This window comes from Fluctibacter halophilus (assembly GCF_020687825.1).
Lineage (GTDB): Bacteria > Pseudomonadota > Gammaproteobacteria > Enterobacterales > Alteromonadaceae > Fluctibacter > Fluctibacter halophilus.
Genome location: NZ_JAJEWP010000004.1, coordinates 1 through 15,793, shown reverse-complemented (window position 1 = coordinate 15,793; position 15,793 = coordinate 1). Strand labels below are relative to the sequence as shown.

Sequence of the window (15,793 nt, the reverse complement as noted above, 5' to 3'; positions counted from 1 at the left end):
AATTTACTTAGCAGGTTTGTCATCAGAGATCTGGTCGATTGGATATCGGCGGTGCACTCTATTCTGGTGTTAAGAGAGCTGTTGATATGGTGTTATGGCATCAAGAAAAAAGGTATACTCTCGCCCTTTAATCGTCTGGGTTGAAGGCACTTGGCTGCGAAAAACGTGGTTGTCAGCTTTCTTTTACGTACAGGTTATCAGCAAGATAGGTTTTTTAACGATGCGAACTATTTTTGTAACCGGCGGCGCTGGTTTTATTGGGTCAGCGGTGGTGCGGCGACTGTTGAGTACATCCGATCACAATGTTGTGGTAATCGATAAATTGACCTACGCCGGCAATCTAATGTCCTTGAGAGACTGTGCGGACAACCCGCGTTTCCATTTTGAAAAAGTCGATATTTGTGACGCCCCATCGATGCAGTCCTTGTTTACCAAACATGCCCCTTCGGCGGTGATGCACCTTGCAGCAGAGTCCCACGTTGATCGGTCTATTGAAGGTCCCGCTGAGTTCATTACCACCAATGTCGTCGGTACATCGGTGCTTCTAGAGCAAGCCCGACAGTATTGGCAGGGCTTGAAAGTGGAGGAGAAACAGGCGTTTAGGTTTCATCACATTTCTACTGATGAAGTGTATGGCGACCTGCATGGCAGTGATGACCTGTTTACTGAACAGACGCCTTATCAACCCAGCTCCCCTTACTCGGCCAGCAAAGCGTCGTCCGATCATTTAGTCCGAGCCTGGCACCGCACCTTTGGCCTGCCGGTAGTGTTGACCAACTGCTCGAACAATTACGGCCCTTACCAGTTTCCGGAAAAACTCATCCCTTTGATGATTTTGAATGCCATTGAGGGTAAACCGTTGCCGATTTACGGAAAAGGTGATCAGATTCGAGACTGGTTGTACGTTGATGATCATGCTGAGGCACTTTGTCTGGTGCTTGAAAAAGGCAAGGTCGGTGAAACGTATAACATTGGTGGCCATAATGAAGTCGCAAACATCGACGTGGTTAAAACCCTTTGTGACCTTCTCGAGGAGTTAGTGCCAGAAAAACCTGACGGTGTAACATCCTATGAATCTTTAATCACTCACGTTCAGGATCGACCTGGTCATGACCTGCGTTACGCCATTGACGCCAGCAAGATTGAAAGCACCTTGGGGTGGACTCCGAAAGAGACGTTTGTGTCTGGAATACGGAAAACCGTACAATGGTACCTTAGCCATCAGGATTGGTGGGAATCGGTTCTGGATGGAAGTTATCAACGAGAGCGACTCGGAACAGTTTAGGGAGTAATACATGCGCAAAGGGATCATATTGGCCGGCGGAACAGGTAGCCGACTTTACCCGGTTACTCAGGCAACCAGTAAACAATTGGTGCCTGTCTACGACAAGCCAATGATTTATTATCCGCTGTCGACTTTGATGTTGGCGGGGATTCGCGACATATTGTTGATCACTACTCCTGAAGATGCTGACAAGTTTACTTATCTATTGGGGGACGGTAGTCAATGGGGTATCAATATTCAATACACCGTACAGCCGTCCCCAGAAGGTCTTGCCCAGGCGTTTACATTGGGTGAATCGTTTATCGATGGGGGCGATTCAGCGCTGGTGTTAGGGGACAACATTTTCTATTCCAATAACCTTACCGCACAGTTGGAAAATGCGAACAATCGCAAAGAAGGTGCCACGGTTTTTGGCTATTGGGTTACCGATCCAGAACGTTATGGTGTTGTTGAGTTAGATGACGCTGGCAAAGCCCTGTCGATTGAAGAAAAGCCTGCTCATCCAAAATCCAACTATGCCGTTACAGGGTTGTATTTTTACGACGCCGATGTTGTCGACATTGCCAAAAACCTCAAACCTTCTCCCCGTGGCGAATTGGAAATTACAGATGTGAACCTGGCCTACTTGAAGGCAGGGAAGCTAAATGTAGAGCGCCTAGGTCGGGGTGCTGCCTGGTTAGACACCGGAACCCATGACAGTTTGCTGGAAGCCTCCCAGTTCGTGCACACTATTGAAAAACGTCAGGGCTTGAAAATAAGCTGCCCGGAAGAAATTGCATACCGCAAGGGTTTTATCAACAGTGAGGAATTGGCCACACAGGCTAGAAAGCTTGAGAAAAGTGGTTACGGTGAATACTTATTTCGTTTGATTCATTAGACTTGACTCACTAATCAGAGGTGCCCAACGTCGCCTTGTAGCCCTTACTGGTTGATGAATACGTTACCGTGTAACCTAAAAACTATAACAGCAAGAGTAAATCGGATGGTCCTCGTAGATACCACTATTCCAGAAGTTAAAATCATTGAGCCGCGTGTTTTTGGCGACGACAGAGGGTTCTTCATGGAGACCTATCGTCAGTCATGGTTTGATGAGATTGTTCCGGATATCCAATTCGTCCAAGATAATCACAGTAAATCCGTTAAAGGCACATTGCGTGGTTTGCATTACCAGTTGAAAAATCCCCAAGGTAAGCTTGTTCGAGTTGTACAGGGAAGCGTTTATGATGTTGCAGTAGACGTCAGAAAGGGGTCGCCCACATTTGGTCAACACGTCGGGGTTCTCTTGGACGATAAAAATCGCCGTCAGTTGTGGGTGCCAGAAGGGTTTGCCCATGGCTTTTACGTTGTTTCGGACTCTGCAGAATTTGTGTACAAATGCACAGATTATTATGCCCCAGAACACGAGCATTCTATTCTCTGGAATGACCCCGATGTCGGTATCGATTGGCCCTTGGTTGATGGGCAAGGCCCTTTGTTGTCCGAAAAAGACAATGCTGCTGCATTGTTAAAGAATGCAAAGGTATTTGATTGAACATGAAAGTGTTGATTCTTGGCAAAAATGGACAGTTGGCTCAGGCGCTGATTGCAACCGCTCCCGAAGGCGTGACAGTCAGTGTTTCTGACCGCCATGTACTGGACCTCGGTGTACTGGAGCGTATACAGCCGCACATTATTGAATGCCAGCCAGATATTGTCATTAATGCGACCGCGTATACCGCCGTTGATAAGGCCGAGGATGAGCCTAAATTAGCCCATCGTATTAACGCTGAGGCGGTAAATAATTTGGTCGAAGCCTGTAAAAAGGTAAATGCTCGATTGGTGCATGTGTCGACCGATTTTGTGTTTGATGGTAGCCAGAATACACCATATAGACCTACAGATCGGGTAGCTCCTTTGAGTGTTTATGGCGCCAGCAAGTTGGCTGGTGAGGACGCGGTGCGAAAGTTGGAAAACTTTGCGATCATTCGCACCGCGTGGGTGTATTCCGCTACTGGTCAAAACTTCGTCAAAACCATGTTGCGTCTGATGAATGAGCGCGAAGAACTCGGCGTTGTTTACGACCAGGTGGGGGGGCCCACGTTTGCCGACAACTTAGCCATGGCAGTATGGAAAGCGGCACTCACCCCGAGTCTTAATGGGACGTTTCATTACACCGATGCAGGTGTGGCAAGCTGGTATGATTTTGCTTACGAGATACATCGGCAAGGCGTTGTCAAAGGTCTCATCCCGAACAATCCGTTCGTTTTGAAACCCATATTATCGGGACAATTTAAAACCAAAGCCGTACGCCCTCACTACAGTGTTTTGGATTGTTCCGACTTGATTGAGCCACTAAATATCCGACGACCTCATTGGACAGCAGCATTGGCTGATTGTCTTGACCTCATTAAATCCCGTTTTTCATCCGGCGCACAGGAATGAGCGCCCTAACCAAATAATGTATTAACATGATAAACCGAACTCCTTCTTTAAGTGTAACCATCGACGAAGTCCAGTTAACACACACGTCTTCTGATCTCATACAGGCAGTTTCCGTCGATAATCCGAAAGCTGGTAAAACAGCGCGAGCAATTGATTTAACCATCAGTGGATGGGTTTTGCCTCAAGACAAGCGTCCTCTGTTATCTATCGAAGTCAATGTTGATGGCCTTCATCTCAAACGTTTACCGCTGAATATTGCGCGCCCAGATGTGATTGAGCATTTCCAGCTGCCGGACCAGCGCAAGGTCAATTGTGGGTTTCATGCCAATATTGGTCTCCTCGGTCTGCCGGAAAACTTTCATTTCGAACTGGTTGCTGTGTTTAAAGGAGATGATGCAAAGAGCCGGGTTAAAGTTCCGTTCGCTAAAATCACTGGTCGCAAGACAACTAAACTTAAAAGTAAAACCAAATATCAACCATTGATGCTGACGGCGATAGGACGAAGCGGAACAACGTGGGCAATGAAACTGTTGTCTCAACACCCCAGTATTGCCACGTCGAATTTTTACCCTCACGAAATAAAGCAATCAGAGTATTGGATGCAGATGCTGAAGGTCTTAACTGATCCAGCCGACTTTGCCAGCTCCTCACACCCAGATAATTTTGAAGTTACCATGGGGAGTATCGGGCACAATCCCTACACCCATGAGCACTACCTGAACCAATATAACAATAGTGCTGATTTCTATGACCATTATTCAGAGGGCGTTGTTCGCCAAACCAAGGATTTTGTGGTCCAGCAAATTGATGCGTTTTACGATTTGGTTGCCAAAAGCGAGAACAAACCTCGGGCGAAATACTTCACCGAGAAAATGCTTCCCTGTCATCTTCAGTCGATGTACTACGATGTCTACCAGGAGCCGAAAGAGATCATCTTGGTCAGGGACTTCAGGGACGTTTTATGCTCAGCCAAGTCGTTCAATGAAAAGCGCAATACTGTTTCTTTTGGACGGGAGCGGGTCAGTGATGATATTCAGTGGGTTGAACATGTATCTAAGGCCGGTACGATGCGGATGGCCAACGCGCTTGCTGAGCGAGGAGGTAATGCCTTTTTGCTGAAATATGAAGATCTGATCCTAGAGCCTGCAAAAGTACTGAAAGATTTGTTTGATTATGCTGAAATTGACGCTTCTGAAAAAACAGTAGCATCGGTCATTGCGGCTGCAAACGAAACTAACTCAAGCATGGATGCACACAAAACGACCAAGAATCCTGCTGATTCGATTGGTCGTTGGAAAAAAGATATGTCAGAAGAAATGAAAGCGGCTTGTAAACGCGAAATGGGCCATATTCTGGGTGCTTTTGGGTACGAAATGTAAATGCCAGACAGGGCGTGCGAAGCTTGTCGACGTCCTGTTTTGTCCATGTCCGGAGGGAACAATATGAGTGTGACGTTCAGTGAAAAGAGTCGGGCTTTCCTGGCATCCTTTGACAACTTGAAAGAGCAGTTTTGGGAAAAAGGTTATGTGGTGATCCCCAAAGCGTTTAGTCAGCAGGAAGTGGCGCTGGTCAAGCGTGCCATTATCGGCTGTGAGGCAATGAATGAGCGCTTCAGAGACGTTAAGGCAAAATTTGACAGTGGTAAAAAGCCGTCGTTTGAAAGCATCTTTGTTATGAATGACGTTTTCGGTAACGATGTTTTTTCCAAAATGACGCGTAATTACAAACTGATCGACATGGTGAGCTACTTGTTTGATGATGATGCTTATGTTTATCACAACAAAGTCACGCTAAAGTACAGTAATTCAGTCGGGTTTAAGTTTCACCAGGATTACTTCTATTGGTATCAGATGGGCTGCCTTTTCCCACAAATGGCAACCTGCTTCATTGCCTTGGATGCAGCGACAGAAGAAAATGGTTGTTTGCGTTTAATGCCAGGATCCCACAAAATGGGTCGGGTCGAGCATACACTGTTCGACGGTTTCTCCGACAGTGAAGTTGAAGCTGAACGTTTGAACGCAGCAAAACAGCGATTTGATGAAGTACCCATTGCACTGTCACCCGGCGATGCGGTGCTTTTTCATTGCAATTTGTTTCATGGCTCCCATGACAATCTTTCGGACCACTCTCGTTTGGCGCTCCTGGGGTGTTACAATACCAAAGCAAATAGCCCCATCAACCGTCGTTGGTCGCATCCGCCTTATGCTCCACAGTCACGCTTTTTTGGGCCTTTACAAGAAGAGGATGTAGAGAACTTGCCAGATTTTTCAGTGACCTTTGAGCAGGCATCCGAAGCCGTCTAACTCACCTTTGCGGAACAAATTATAGCTATGAAATACAGCGGTGAGCGTTATATTCCGGATTCGATAAAATCCTCAATTATCAGTTTCGAGCACTGGCATCGTTATCACTTTGCATCTGCATTGGTGGAGGACAAAGTAGTATTGGATGTGGCCTGTGGAGCTGGGTATGGTTCTCACCTATTGGCTCAACGGCAATCCAAGCAGGTCTGTGGTGTCGATATTTCATCCGAAACGGTTGAATATGCTCAACATAAATATCAGCTTGAACACCTTTCTTTTCGTCAAGGGGATGTGTGCGCGTTGCCTTTTGAAGACAATACCTTTGACGTCATTACATCGTTTGAAACCATTGAGCACATTGATGAAACTCAGCAAATCAAAGCGATGGGTGAGTTCCAGCGTGTTTTGAAACCTGGTGGTGTGTTGTTGATCTCAACACCAAATTTGAATTCAGGTTTGTACAAAGAGGTGGATAACGAGTTCCATATTAAAGAATTTTCAGCCCGTGAGTTTGTCCGCTTTGTTGAGAACTATTTCCCCGAGTGTGTGATTATGGGGCAGTCTTTTGTTAGCGCCAGTGTTATCAGTTCAGCGGACGCTACGTCGGGGCAATCCGTGCTAAGTGTTGAAGAGCAATGCTTTGAGCGCCCAGGGCCGTTTCACGCCGAGAGTGCTAAGTTTTCTATCGCTGTTTGTTCACAACATTCAATGGCAGAAGAAGTTCGGCAAAAGCTACATAGCACGATAATGGTCGATAGCCAAAATCACTTTTTCGCGGAATACGACGACTACATTGAGTCATTGAAGTTCCATATTCAGCAAAAAGAGAAAGCTGTTGAGGAAGCCACGACCTATACAAATTCGCTTGAACAGGAAAACACCAAGCTACAACAACATCTTTCCGATGTTAGTTCCTCATTTGCTGAACGCGAAGGCGATACGCAAGCGCTTCGCGCGGAAAATGAGCAGCTCAGAAATCAACTACAGCAAAAAGAAGCTGAACTGAAAAAGACTCAGCAAGTTTTGACTGATGAAACGGCTAATATGTCTGAAGCTTATGCGTCACTTCGAAAAGCCTTCGACGACAAAGAGGGTGAGTTAGGCAACTTCAAGCGAGACTACGAAGAGCAATTTGCCGCTCTTGCAAAATTACTTGAACAGAAAGACAGTGAAGCATCTGCTGTCATTGAGGGTTTTCAAGCCGAAGTGATAAAAGTGCAGAATACTTATGAGGCGCTCAATCAAGCGTTTGAATCTAAGTCTGTACATGAGAAAAAATTGTACGATCTTGTCGCGCAAAAAGACCAAGAATTGAGTGCGTTACATATTGAACTCGACAGAGTGTTAGGTGAGCATCAGCGTTATGTCGAGCAGGTCAACATGGCACAAACAGAGGCCGCCAACCAACAAAATGCCGCTGAAGCATCAGGTAATGAAGGGAGTCAGAATGAAGAACAGTTTAAAAGGGAATAGATGTCCTTCTCATACGCCGTATGTGCGTAATAGTGCAGCTACTAGGCCGTAGAAAGCATCGCAGATAAACATTTCGTATTCAGAAAAAAATGATGTTACGCGAGCTTTGCGCTCGCACCGCTGCTTAAGTGTATCTTTGCTCTAGCTTATGTAAGAGCTAACTAAAAATTGGGTTTGAAAGTGAAAGTTTGTATTTTTACCATCGTTTCGAATAACTATTTGCACTACGCCAACACGTTGTTCGAGAGTGTCAGGGAGCATTGTCCACAAGCAGACTTGGTATTAGGGCTGTGCGACAAAAAGACCGAAAAAACGTTTTGTCCTGAAGCTGAAATTATTGAGATGTGCGATTTGCCCATCGAAGATATTGGCCGGTTTATTTATCAATACTCCATTCTAGAACTGAACACGGCGATCAAGCCTTACGTGATCGAAGAGTTGATGAAAAGAGGATACGACGCTGTCATTTACCTCGATCCTGATATCAAGGTGTTTGGCACGTTAGACCCCATGTTGGCGCTGTTGCAAGAACACAATGTGCTGTTAACACCTCATTTGACCAATTTATTGGATGATGGAAAGCTGCCTGACGAGCTTGGCATTCTGCAAGCTGGGTCATACAACCTGGGCTATATTGGGCTGGCCAACAATACCGAAACCATGAAGCTGGTTAAATGGTGGCAACGCAAGCTCTACAAAGAATGCGTTGTTGATATATCAAGAGGTCTGTTCGTCGATCAGAAGTGGATGGATATGGTGCCTTCTTTATTTGACGGCGTTTACATATGTCGTGATGAGGGATGGAATGTAGCCTACTGGAACTTGAATCATCGGGATGTAGTGGAAAAGCAAAACGAGTTTTTTGTTAACGGTCAGCCGCTAATGTTTTTTCACTTTTCGGGTTACTCGATAGAGGCTAAAACTCTGAGTAAACACCAAAACCGTTTTGCTAAGGCTGATAAAGGGCCTGCACTTGTGAAGCTGTGTGAGATATATAACGAGTGCCTGCTTAAGCACGGTATCGATGAATTTAAATCCATTCCGTATGCTTTCAGTCAATTTGCTGATGGGACCAATGTGCCCGATGCCTCACGACGGCTTATTAAGGATGACCCCGCTTTTGATGCAATTGATTTTTTTGACCCCAAGGATTGTCAGAAAGTCCATGACTTCCTGAATCAGTGTGTCGGTGGTCGTTCCTCCAATGCGATCGGCATTTCGCGTTTAGCTCATGCATTGTGGTCATCCAGGGACGATTTAAAGAATGCTTTTCCTGATGTACTCGGTGCCGATTCGACTTCCTTCGTTGAGTGGCTGTGTCATGCTGCCCCAAAAGAAGCGAACTTCGCTGATGTCTATATTGAAGGGATGCGCAAGGACTTAGAGACATGGCGAGACAAGAATGCATCTCAAAATACCGATTACAACAGCAGTTTGTTTTCAGGATTGATCCGCTTCGCCTGGAGCCATCGCCAGCTATTGCCGCTCAGTCTTCGGCTGAAGCTTGGGGCAGGGGTGGCGAATTGGGCATTTAAAAAAGCGTATAGTGCACCGCAGCAAGCTCTCCATGTGGAAGGAGCTGAGTATGGCTTAAACCTTATTGGTTATGTTCATGCTGAGAGTGGAGTAGGGGAAGCCGCAAGATCGTCAATTCGCGGTATCAATAGCGCTCAAATTCCCCACTGTATTGTTGACTACCGGGTGGGAAATATTTCCCGTATGGGCGAAGTGGTCGACGGTAATCTGGTGGATGAGATGCTATATGGCGTCAACCTAATTCACGTGAATGCCGATCAGTCCAAAATTGTACGTGAAAGCCTGGGTGAAAATAAATTTAGTGACAAATATAACATTGGTTATTGGTACTGGGAGTTACCAGAGTTTCCCGAGATGTTTGATTTTGCGTTTGATCAGGTGGATGAGATTTGGGTTGCAACAACCTACACTCAACATGCGTTGGAACAAAAAACCAGCAAGCCAGTCAGGCTTATCAGACCTAATGTCAGTGTAGATATCGACAGTGATATTGACCTCAGCGCATTTTCTTTGCCCAATGAAGCTTTTACGTTTTTTCATATGTCAGATGTGTTGAGTATGCACCAGCGGAAAAACCCACTAGGGGTTATTAACGCGTTTACACGAGCGTTTCAGGGCAAACCGGAAGAAAACGTGCGGCTGTTGCTTAAAATTTCCAACTTGGAGCGGCAGCCTGAACTGCAAAAAGCAGTGCGGGCAGCTATTGCTAAGGATACTCGTATCGAGTTGATCGAGGGCTACCTGGATAGGCCAACATTGAATGCAATACTGTTCAATATTGATTGTTATGTCAGCTTACATCGTGCCGAAGGATTTGGATTGCCGATTGCAGAAGCGATGTGTCTTGGAAAACCTGTCATCGCGACAATGTGGTCTGGTAATGCTGATTTCATGACAGAGGCTAATTCGCTGCCCATTAAGTTTGAGCTCACTACATTGGAGACCACCATTGGACCTTATGAGAAAGGGCAAGTGTGGGCTGAACCATGTCTTGATGACGCGGCAGATAAAATGATCAACATAGCCAATAATCGAGCCATCGCAAATGCGCTCGGTGAGCAAGCTGCAAAAGACATTGCTGAGCAATACTCGCCAAAAGCCTCTGGCGAGGCAATTAAAGCACGATTGAATGAAATACTAGGACAATAAAGAACATGAAAACCGCAGTTATCACTGGAATTACGGGGCAGGATGGAGCATACCTGGCACAATTGCTTTTGGAAAAAGGCTATAAGGTTTATGGTACTTTTCGAAGAACAAGTTCTGTCAATTTCTGGAGAATAGAGGAACTGGGTATTCAGTCTCACCCCAACCTGCACTTGGTTGAGTATGATCTGACTGATCTTTCAGCCAGTATTCGCTTGATCAGCAGCACAGAGCCTGACGAAGTGTATAACTTGGCGGCACAAAGTTTTGTTGGTGTGTCGTTTGAGCAGCCTATAACGACGGGAGAGATCACTGGGCTAGGTGCTGTGAATTTGCTCGAGGCGATTCGTATCGTAAATCCGCGGGTTCGGTTTTATCAGGCATCCACTTCAGAGATGTTCGGTAAGGTTCAAACCATTCCTCAGACCGAAGCGACACCTTTTTATCCTCGCAGTCCCTACGGCGTAGCCAAGCTTTATGCGCACTGGATGGTGATTAATTACCGCGAAAGTTATGACTTGTTTGCGACCAGTGGAATTTTGTTCAACCACGAGTCCCCTTTGCGTGGCAAAGAGTTTGTCACACGAAAAATCACGGATGGCGCAGCACGCATTTCGCTTGGAATGCAAAACGTGCTTGAGCTGGGCAATTTGGACGCGAAGAGAGATTGGGGATTTGCCAAAGATTACGTTGAAGGTATGTGGCGAATGCTGCAAGCAGATGAGTCTGATGTGTTCGTATTGGCGACGAACCGAACAGAAACAGTGCGAGATTTCGTGACTTTGTCGTTTAAAACGGCAGGTCTATCGTTGGCGTGGGAAGGAACTGCTGAACAAGAAAAGGCGATAGATACAGCGACAGGAAAAACGGTTGTGCAGGTTAACCCTAAATTCTACCGTCCTGCAGAAGTAGAGCTGCTTATCGGTGACTATGCGAAAGCTGAATCTGTTTTGGGTTGGAAGCCGACGACCTCTCTGGAGTCTTTATGTGAGTTAATGGTAGAGGCTGATCTGAGGCGGAATAAACAAGGCTACTCATTTTGATGAATAAAGGTACCATACTTGTCACCGGAGCTAGTGGGTTTACTGGGCAACATTTTATCCGGGCGGCGTCAAAAGAGGGGTTCTCCTGTATTGCTTTGAGTCAGTCTGACGTGACGCGGACATCTCTATGCGAGACGGTTGTTGCAGATTTGCTAAACAAGCAAGCGGTCAACAGGGTGATATCGGAATTGTCGTTTGACTATGTTGTGCACTTGGCGGCAATTGCGTTTGTTGCTCATGGCAATGTTGATGAAATGTACCGCACAAATATTGTGGGTACCCTTAACCTGATTGATGCACTGACAACGTTCAAACCAAACCTTAAGAAAGCGCTTTTTATTAGTAGTGCGAATGTGTATGGGAATACCCTTGAACTGCCAATCGATGAAGCTGTCGAGCTGAATCCACAGAACGACTACGCTGTATCAAAGTGCGCGATGGAGTTTGCTCTTCGAACGAGGCAGCATTTATTGCCTATGGTGGTTGTTCGTCCCTTTAATTATACTGGAAGAGGCCAGTCTCTTAATTTCCTGGTACCTAAAATTGTCAATGCCTTTCTCGAAAAGCAACCGATTATCGAGTTAGGCAATACTGACGTTGCACGGGATTTTTCAGATGTGAGGGATGTGGTGAATGCATATATACGTCTGCTGTCTTCTTCAGCGGTGAACTGCACCTTCAATGTCTGCTCCGGGAAGCCAACCAGTTTGCAGGAAGTATTGTCTATGTGCTCAGAGATTTCCGGGCATACGTTGGACGTTAAAGTTAATCGCGCATTCGTTCGCGAAAATGAGATTAAGCAGTTGTTCGGCAGTGATGAACGATTGAAAAGCGTAATCGGTGGTTATCGAACCTATAGCTTTCAACAGACCTTAGAATGGATGTTAAGAGGAAAAGATTGAATATCATTTTAGGCTGCGATCCTCTGTTGATGCCGTTGACGGGGATAGGTCACTACACGTATCAAATTGGAAAAGGCCTTCACACCAGCAATGATGTAGATCACTTAGATTTTTATGCTCATGGTCGCTTTTTTGAGCCTAGGGAGTTGCTTGAGCGGCATGAATGCCCTCCCTTGGCACAGAACCAGCCAATCATGTCAGGTGTTTTTTCTTCTTTGCGGGCATCGGTGGCCCGCTCGCGCCTCGCAGTTAAAGCTTATCAGCACGTAATCCCATGGCTAGACCGCTTGCAACTGGGTGGTAAAAGAGATGCAATTTTTCACTCTCCAAACTTTATGCTGCCATCTTTCAGGGGCCGCCGTATAGTGACCATTCATGATCTTTCCACCTTGCGATTCCCAGAATACCATCCTGCCTCTCGAGTCATGTTGGTAAACGACCAAATAAAAAAAGCCACTCGATATGCTGATCATATCATTACCGACTCAGTGTTGGTTAAACAGGAAATTATTGATCGTTTTTCAGTTTCGCCTGATTGTGTCTCAGCGATACCGCTTGGGGCTGAGACACGCTTTTGTCCTTATGAGACGTCAAGTACTTCGTCTGTTCTGAACGCATTGAGTCTTACTCACAAAGAGTATTTTTTGTTTGTTTCAACCGTTGAACCTCGTAAGAATGTTCAACGGTTGTTGCAGGCATACAAACAGTACCGCCAATCTGTTGCAGCTCCTTTGCCGTTGGTAATGGTTGGTGCGCAAGGGTGGGCCGACCAGTCTTTTCGTTCGTTAATTGAAGATTTAGTGGCCAAGCAATGGGTTGTATTGGCAGGTTATCAGTCAAATCAGTCTTTGGCATATTTGATGTCTTCAGCGAAGGCGCTGTTGTTTCCTTCAATTTATGAGGGGTTTGGTCTTCCTGCATTGGAAGCAATGCAAAGTGGTACTTTGGTGGTGACCAGTCAAGGTACTAGTATGCAAGAAATTTGTCTGGATGCTGCCATATACGTTGATCCGTTGAGTGTTGAATCGATACAGCATGCAATACTCAAGGCATCAGAAGACAGCCGCGAGCAATCGGAGGCCATTCAGCTAGGGCTTGAATATGCGAAGTCGTACAGCTGGGAAAAGTGTGTAGAGCAAACTCTTAACGTGTATAACACTGTAGCATGAAATCTATTTTTCACATTGGAAAGTACTACTCGCCCTTTAAAGGGGGGATAGAGAACTTCATGCAGCATCTTATGGTCAGTCAGTGCAAGTCGCGACATCGTGTGATGGCTATGGTCCATCATCACCAACCCGGTCTGCCTTTTTCGCAATCAGAAGAAGAAGGCATTCAAATATTACGATTGCCTATTTTAACCAAGTTGGTATTCGTTCCTCTGGCGTTAACTGCGCGTCGATATTTTCGACAATACATCATTCAAGAGTCTCCTGACGTTCTGCATCTGCACATGCCCAATGTGTCGTGTTTTTGGCTATTATTCCTGTCAGAAGCCAAGCGGATCCCCTGGGTCATTCACTGGCATTCGGATGTGCTGGGCGCAGCACCAGATTGGAAAGTAAAGTTTCTTTATCCCTTGTACCGAATATTTGAAAAAGCCCTGTTGCGTCGTGCTAACGCAATCATCGTGACATCCCCCGCGTACCTCGAGTCCAGTTCGGCACTGGCGGATTTTACGCATAAATGTGTGGTTATTCCTTTGGGGATTGAGGATTTACCCACGTCAGCGCCGAAACCGGTGCGTCAACAAGATGCACCGTTAAAGCTACTTTGTATCGGTCGACTGACGTATTACAAAGGGCATGACTATTTACTCTCGGCAATAAAGACACTGCAAGCGCAAGGTCGAGCTGTTCATTTGACACTTGTTGGCAGCGGTGAGCTGGCAGCTTCAATAAAAAGCCGTCTCAATAAAGATGGCCTCGCTGACATTGTGACCATGAAGTCAGAGTTGTCTGATCAGCAAGTTGCATCAGAGCTCTACGAATGCGATGTGCTGTGCCTTCCTTCTATTGAACGAACTGAGGCATTTGGCGTGGTATTGTTAGAAGCGATGCGCGCTGCAAAACCCTGTATCGTGACCGATGTTCCGGGCTCGGGTATGAGTTGGGTTGTTCAACATGGAAAGACCGGCTTGGTTGTGAAGGCTGCAGACGCGAACAGCTTGGCTAACGCGATAGCCGAATTTGACTTGAATAGAGAGATGCTCTTCACAATGGGCAAGACTGGCCGAGCGCGTTATGTCTCGTATTTTACTGTTGATAGGGTCGCATCTGAAATCGATGGGCTTTACGAACGAGTCGCTTTCGAAAGTCGGCAATAAAAAAGCGGCTATGAGCCGCTTTCGTATTTATCTATGGCTATTTGTTGTCCGACTCTGCTAACAATGTGTCGATCTCTTCTTTGGTCAATCCGGCATTGATGGCGTACTGGGTAATGTCTTTTTTGGCAACACCAGCGTTTTCTGCTGTTTCTATGATGCGTGCGATTTGTTCACGTTGAGCGTTGGAACCTCGCACCGCTGTGGTGACGACATTCTCGGCCTCATTGGGGAACACAGCCAATAACGCATCAACCATATACTCCCCAACAAACGGAACGGCACCCATGGCCGTTTTTAAAATGTCGACCATTTGATTGGGATGGGATTGAGACAGAGTCTGAACAATCGTGTCGGCAGAGTCTGGCTCTGTAATCACAGCGACACGAACGATTTCGTCTAATTCCTCTGGCGTAGCATTGGCTGCAGCTTGCACAACAAAATCAACGTAACTGGGTTCTGCCGTAATGGCGGTTTTTACAATGCTGCTACAGCTACTGATGCCCTTATTTAGTGCAATGGTGACCACCTGAGAGGTCAACGCGGGTTCAGCAGCAATCGCCGCATGGATGATTTCCTTGTATTGTTTGGGGTAGAGGTCAAGAGCGGTGCTGATAATAATTTCTGCATCCTGAGGGTAATGGCTGACGATACTCTTGATGGCTCGACCAATGGACATGTTCTGCTCGACCTGCCTTTGTACAAAGGCCTTGGTCATGGCTTCTTTATCTTCATTGCCTGTGCTGGTCACTGCCCATGCGGATGATGCAAGGGTCATACAGGTAACCAGAATCGCGACTGCTTTATTCATTGAATGGACACCAAAGCGTTGCTGTTATCATTATGTTCGACATCCGTGCCGCAAAAGAGTTTAAAAATAACAATAAATTAACAAAGTTAAAACTGGGTTTACGTACAGGCTAAAAACTAGCCGCTTAAACGTCTTGCCACAATCTTTTTTGGGTATGCCCCTTGACGCAAGGTTATAAATCCCTAAAATGCGCGCCTCTTGCTTAAGGGCATTCGGCAGCAACGCAAAACGTTGACACCGGCAGAAATTAAGCAAGAACGATGCCTGACAGAAAGATTGAAAAAATCTGTTGACATCGAGAAGGGAAAGCGTAGAATGCGCGTCCCGCTTGAGAGAGTCCTGAGATACTCCAAGCAGCCGGAAACGAGTTGTTTTTGGCACTGTTCTTTAACAATTGATAACAAGACAATCTGTGTGGGCACTCGTTAAAAGAGTGTCAACCAAAAATTCATATTTCGATATTTAATTGAAGAGTTTGATCATGGCTCAGATTGAACGCTGGCGGCAGGCCTAACACATGCAAGTCGAACGGTAACAGGAAGTGCTTGCA

13 protein-coding genes and 1 rRNA gene are annotated in these 15,793 nt (G+C 46.1%); 13 read left to right on the top strand and 1 reads right to left on the bottom strand.

Annotation, left to right across the window (positions count from 1 at the left end; genetic code table 11):
- Positions 1 to 220 precede the first annotated feature (220 nt).
- The 12 genes from rfbB to LJ739_RS13260 all read left to right on the top strand — a co-directional run bounded on the left by rfbB (position 221) and on the right by LJ739_RS13260 (position 14,435).
- A complete protein-coding gene (gene rfbB / locus LJ739_RS13315) occupies positions 221 to 1,285 on the top strand; it encodes a dTDP-glucose 4,6-dehydratase (RefSeq protein ID WP_229161671.1) in 1,065 nt (354 codons plus the stop codon).
- A 10-nt stretch (positions 1,286 to 1,295) separates the two neighbouring features.
- Positions 1,296 to 2,162, top strand: coding sequence for a glucose-1-phosphate thymidylyltransferase RfbA (gene rfbA / locus LJ739_RS13310; RefSeq protein ID WP_229161235.1), 867 nt, complete (start codon positions 1,296 to 1,298; stop codon positions 2,160 to 2,162).
- Positions 2,163 to 2,267: 105 nt separating this feature from the next.
- Positions 2,268 to 2,816, top strand: coding sequence for a dTDP-4-dehydrorhamnose 3,5-epimerase (rfbC, locus tag LJ739_RS13305; protein ID WP_229161233.1), 549 nt, complete (start codon positions 2,268 to 2,270; stop codon positions 2,814 to 2,816).
- A gap of 2 nt (positions 2,817 to 2,818) precedes the next feature.
- Entirely contained in the window at positions 2,819 to 3,706 is an 888-nt protein-coding gene (rfbD, locus tag LJ739_RS13300; RefSeq protein ID WP_229161232.1) for a dTDP-4-dehydrorhamnose reductase, read from the top strand.
- A gap of 26 nt (positions 3,707 to 3,732) precedes the next feature.
- Positions 3,733 to 5,085: a sulfotransferase gene (locus LJ739_RS13295; protein ID WP_229161231.1), complete on the top strand. Its 1,353-nt coding sequence runs from the start codon at positions 3,733 to 3,735 to the stop codon at positions 5,083 to 5,085.
- Positions 5,086 to 5,154: 69 nt separating this feature from the next.
- Entirely contained in the window at positions 5,155 to 6,009 is an 855-nt protein-coding gene (locus tag LJ739_RS13290; RefSeq protein ID WP_229161230.1) for a phytanoyl-CoA dioxygenase family protein, read from the top strand.
- A 27-nt stretch (positions 6,010 to 6,036) separates the two neighbouring features.
- Positions 6,037 to 7,482: a class I SAM-dependent methyltransferase gene (locus tag LJ739_RS13285; protein WP_229161229.1), complete on the top strand. Its 1,446-nt coding sequence runs from the start codon at positions 6,037 to 6,039 to the stop codon at positions 7,480 to 7,482.
- A 180-nt stretch (positions 7,483 to 7,662) separates the two neighbouring features.
- Positions 7,663 to 10,167, top strand: a complete 2,505-nt coding sequence (locus tag LJ739_RS13280; protein WP_229161667.1) for a glycosyltransferase family 4 protein — start codon at positions 7,663 to 7,665, stop codon at positions 10,165 to 10,167.
- 5 nt (positions 10,168 to 10,172) lie between these two features.
- Positions 10,173 to 11,207, top strand: a complete 1,035-nt coding sequence (gmd, locus tag LJ739_RS13275) for a GDP-mannose 4,6-dehydratase (RefSeq protein ID WP_229161228.1) — start codon at positions 10,173 to 10,175, stop codon at positions 11,205 to 11,207.
- Positions 11,207 to 12,109: an NAD-dependent epimerase/dehydratase family protein gene (locus LJ739_RS13270; RefSeq protein WP_229161227.1), complete on the top strand. Its 903-nt coding sequence runs from the start codon at positions 11,207 to 11,209 to the stop codon at positions 12,107 to 12,109. Before gmd ends, LJ739_RS13270 begins: the two co-directional genes overlap by 1 nt.
- Positions 12,106 to 13,278, top strand: a complete 1,173-nt coding sequence (locus LJ739_RS13265; RefSeq protein ID WP_229161226.1) for a glycosyltransferase family 4 protein — start codon at positions 12,106 to 12,108, stop codon at positions 13,276 to 13,278. Before LJ739_RS13270 ends, LJ739_RS13265 begins: the two co-directional genes overlap by 4 nt.
- On the top strand, positions 13,275 to 14,435 hold the full coding sequence (locus tag LJ739_RS13260; protein WP_229161225.1) for a glycosyltransferase: 1,161 nt from the start codon (positions 13,275 to 13,277) through the stop codon (positions 14,433 to 14,435). The genes LJ739_RS13265 and LJ739_RS13260 overlap by 4 nt, the downstream gene beginning before the upstream one ends.
- 37 nt (positions 14,436 to 14,472) lie before the next feature.
- Here LJ739_RS13260 and LJ739_RS13255 read toward each other — a convergent pair whose 3' ends face one another.
- Positions 14,473 to 15,243 (bottom strand): hypothetical protein, encoded by a 771-nt coding sequence (locus LJ739_RS13255; protein ID WP_407646786.1) that lies wholly within the window; start codon positions 15,241 to 15,243, stop codon positions 14,473 to 14,475.
- A 463-nt stretch (positions 15,244 to 15,706) separates the two neighbouring features.
- On the opposite strand from LJ739_RS13255, the gene LJ739_RS13250 reads away from it, so the two are divergent.
- Positions 15,707 to 15,793 (top strand): 16S ribosomal RNA (locus LJ739_RS13250); the annotation flags it as partial.

Excerpts from the sequence above, each read along its gene's own strand:
- rfbB (WP_229161671.1), top strand. The coding sequence starts at position 221 with ATGCGAACTATTTTTGTAACCGGCGGCGCTGGTTTTATTGGGTCAGCG.
- rfbA (WP_229161235.1), top strand. The coding sequence starts at position 1,296 with ATGCGCAAAGGGATCATATTGGCCGGCGGAACAGGTAGCCGACTTTAC.
- rfbC (WP_229161233.1), top strand. The coding sequence starts at position 2,268 with ATGGTCCTCGTAGATACCACTATTCCAGAAGTTAAAATCATTGAGCCG.
- rfbD (WP_229161232.1), top strand. The coding sequence starts at position 2,819 with ATGAAAGTGTTGATTCTTGGCAAAAATGGACAGTTGGCTCAGGCGCTG.
- LJ739_RS13295 (WP_229161231.1), top strand. The coding sequence starts at position 3,733 with ATGATAAACCGAACTCCTTCTTTAAGTGTAACCATCGACGAAGTCCAG.
- LJ739_RS13285 (WP_229161229.1), top strand. The coding sequence starts at position 6,037 with ATGAAATACAGCGGTGAGCGTTATATTCCGGATTCGATAAAATCCTCA.
- gmd (WP_229161228.1), top strand. The coding sequence starts at position 10,173 with ATGAAAACCGCAGTTATCACTGGAATTACGGGGCAGGATGGAGCATAC.
- LJ739_RS13270 (WP_229161227.1), top strand. The coding sequence starts at position 11,207 with ATGAATAAAGGTACCATACTTGTCACCGGAGCTAGTGGGTTTACTGGG.
- LJ739_RS13260 (WP_229161225.1), top strand. The coding sequence starts at position 13,275 with ATGAAATCTATTTTTCACATTGGAAAGTACTACTCGCCCTTTAAAGGG.
- LJ739_RS13255 (WP_407646786.1), bottom strand. The coding sequence starts at position 15,243 with ATGAATAAAGCAGTCGCGATTCTGGTTACCTGTATGACCCTTGCATCA.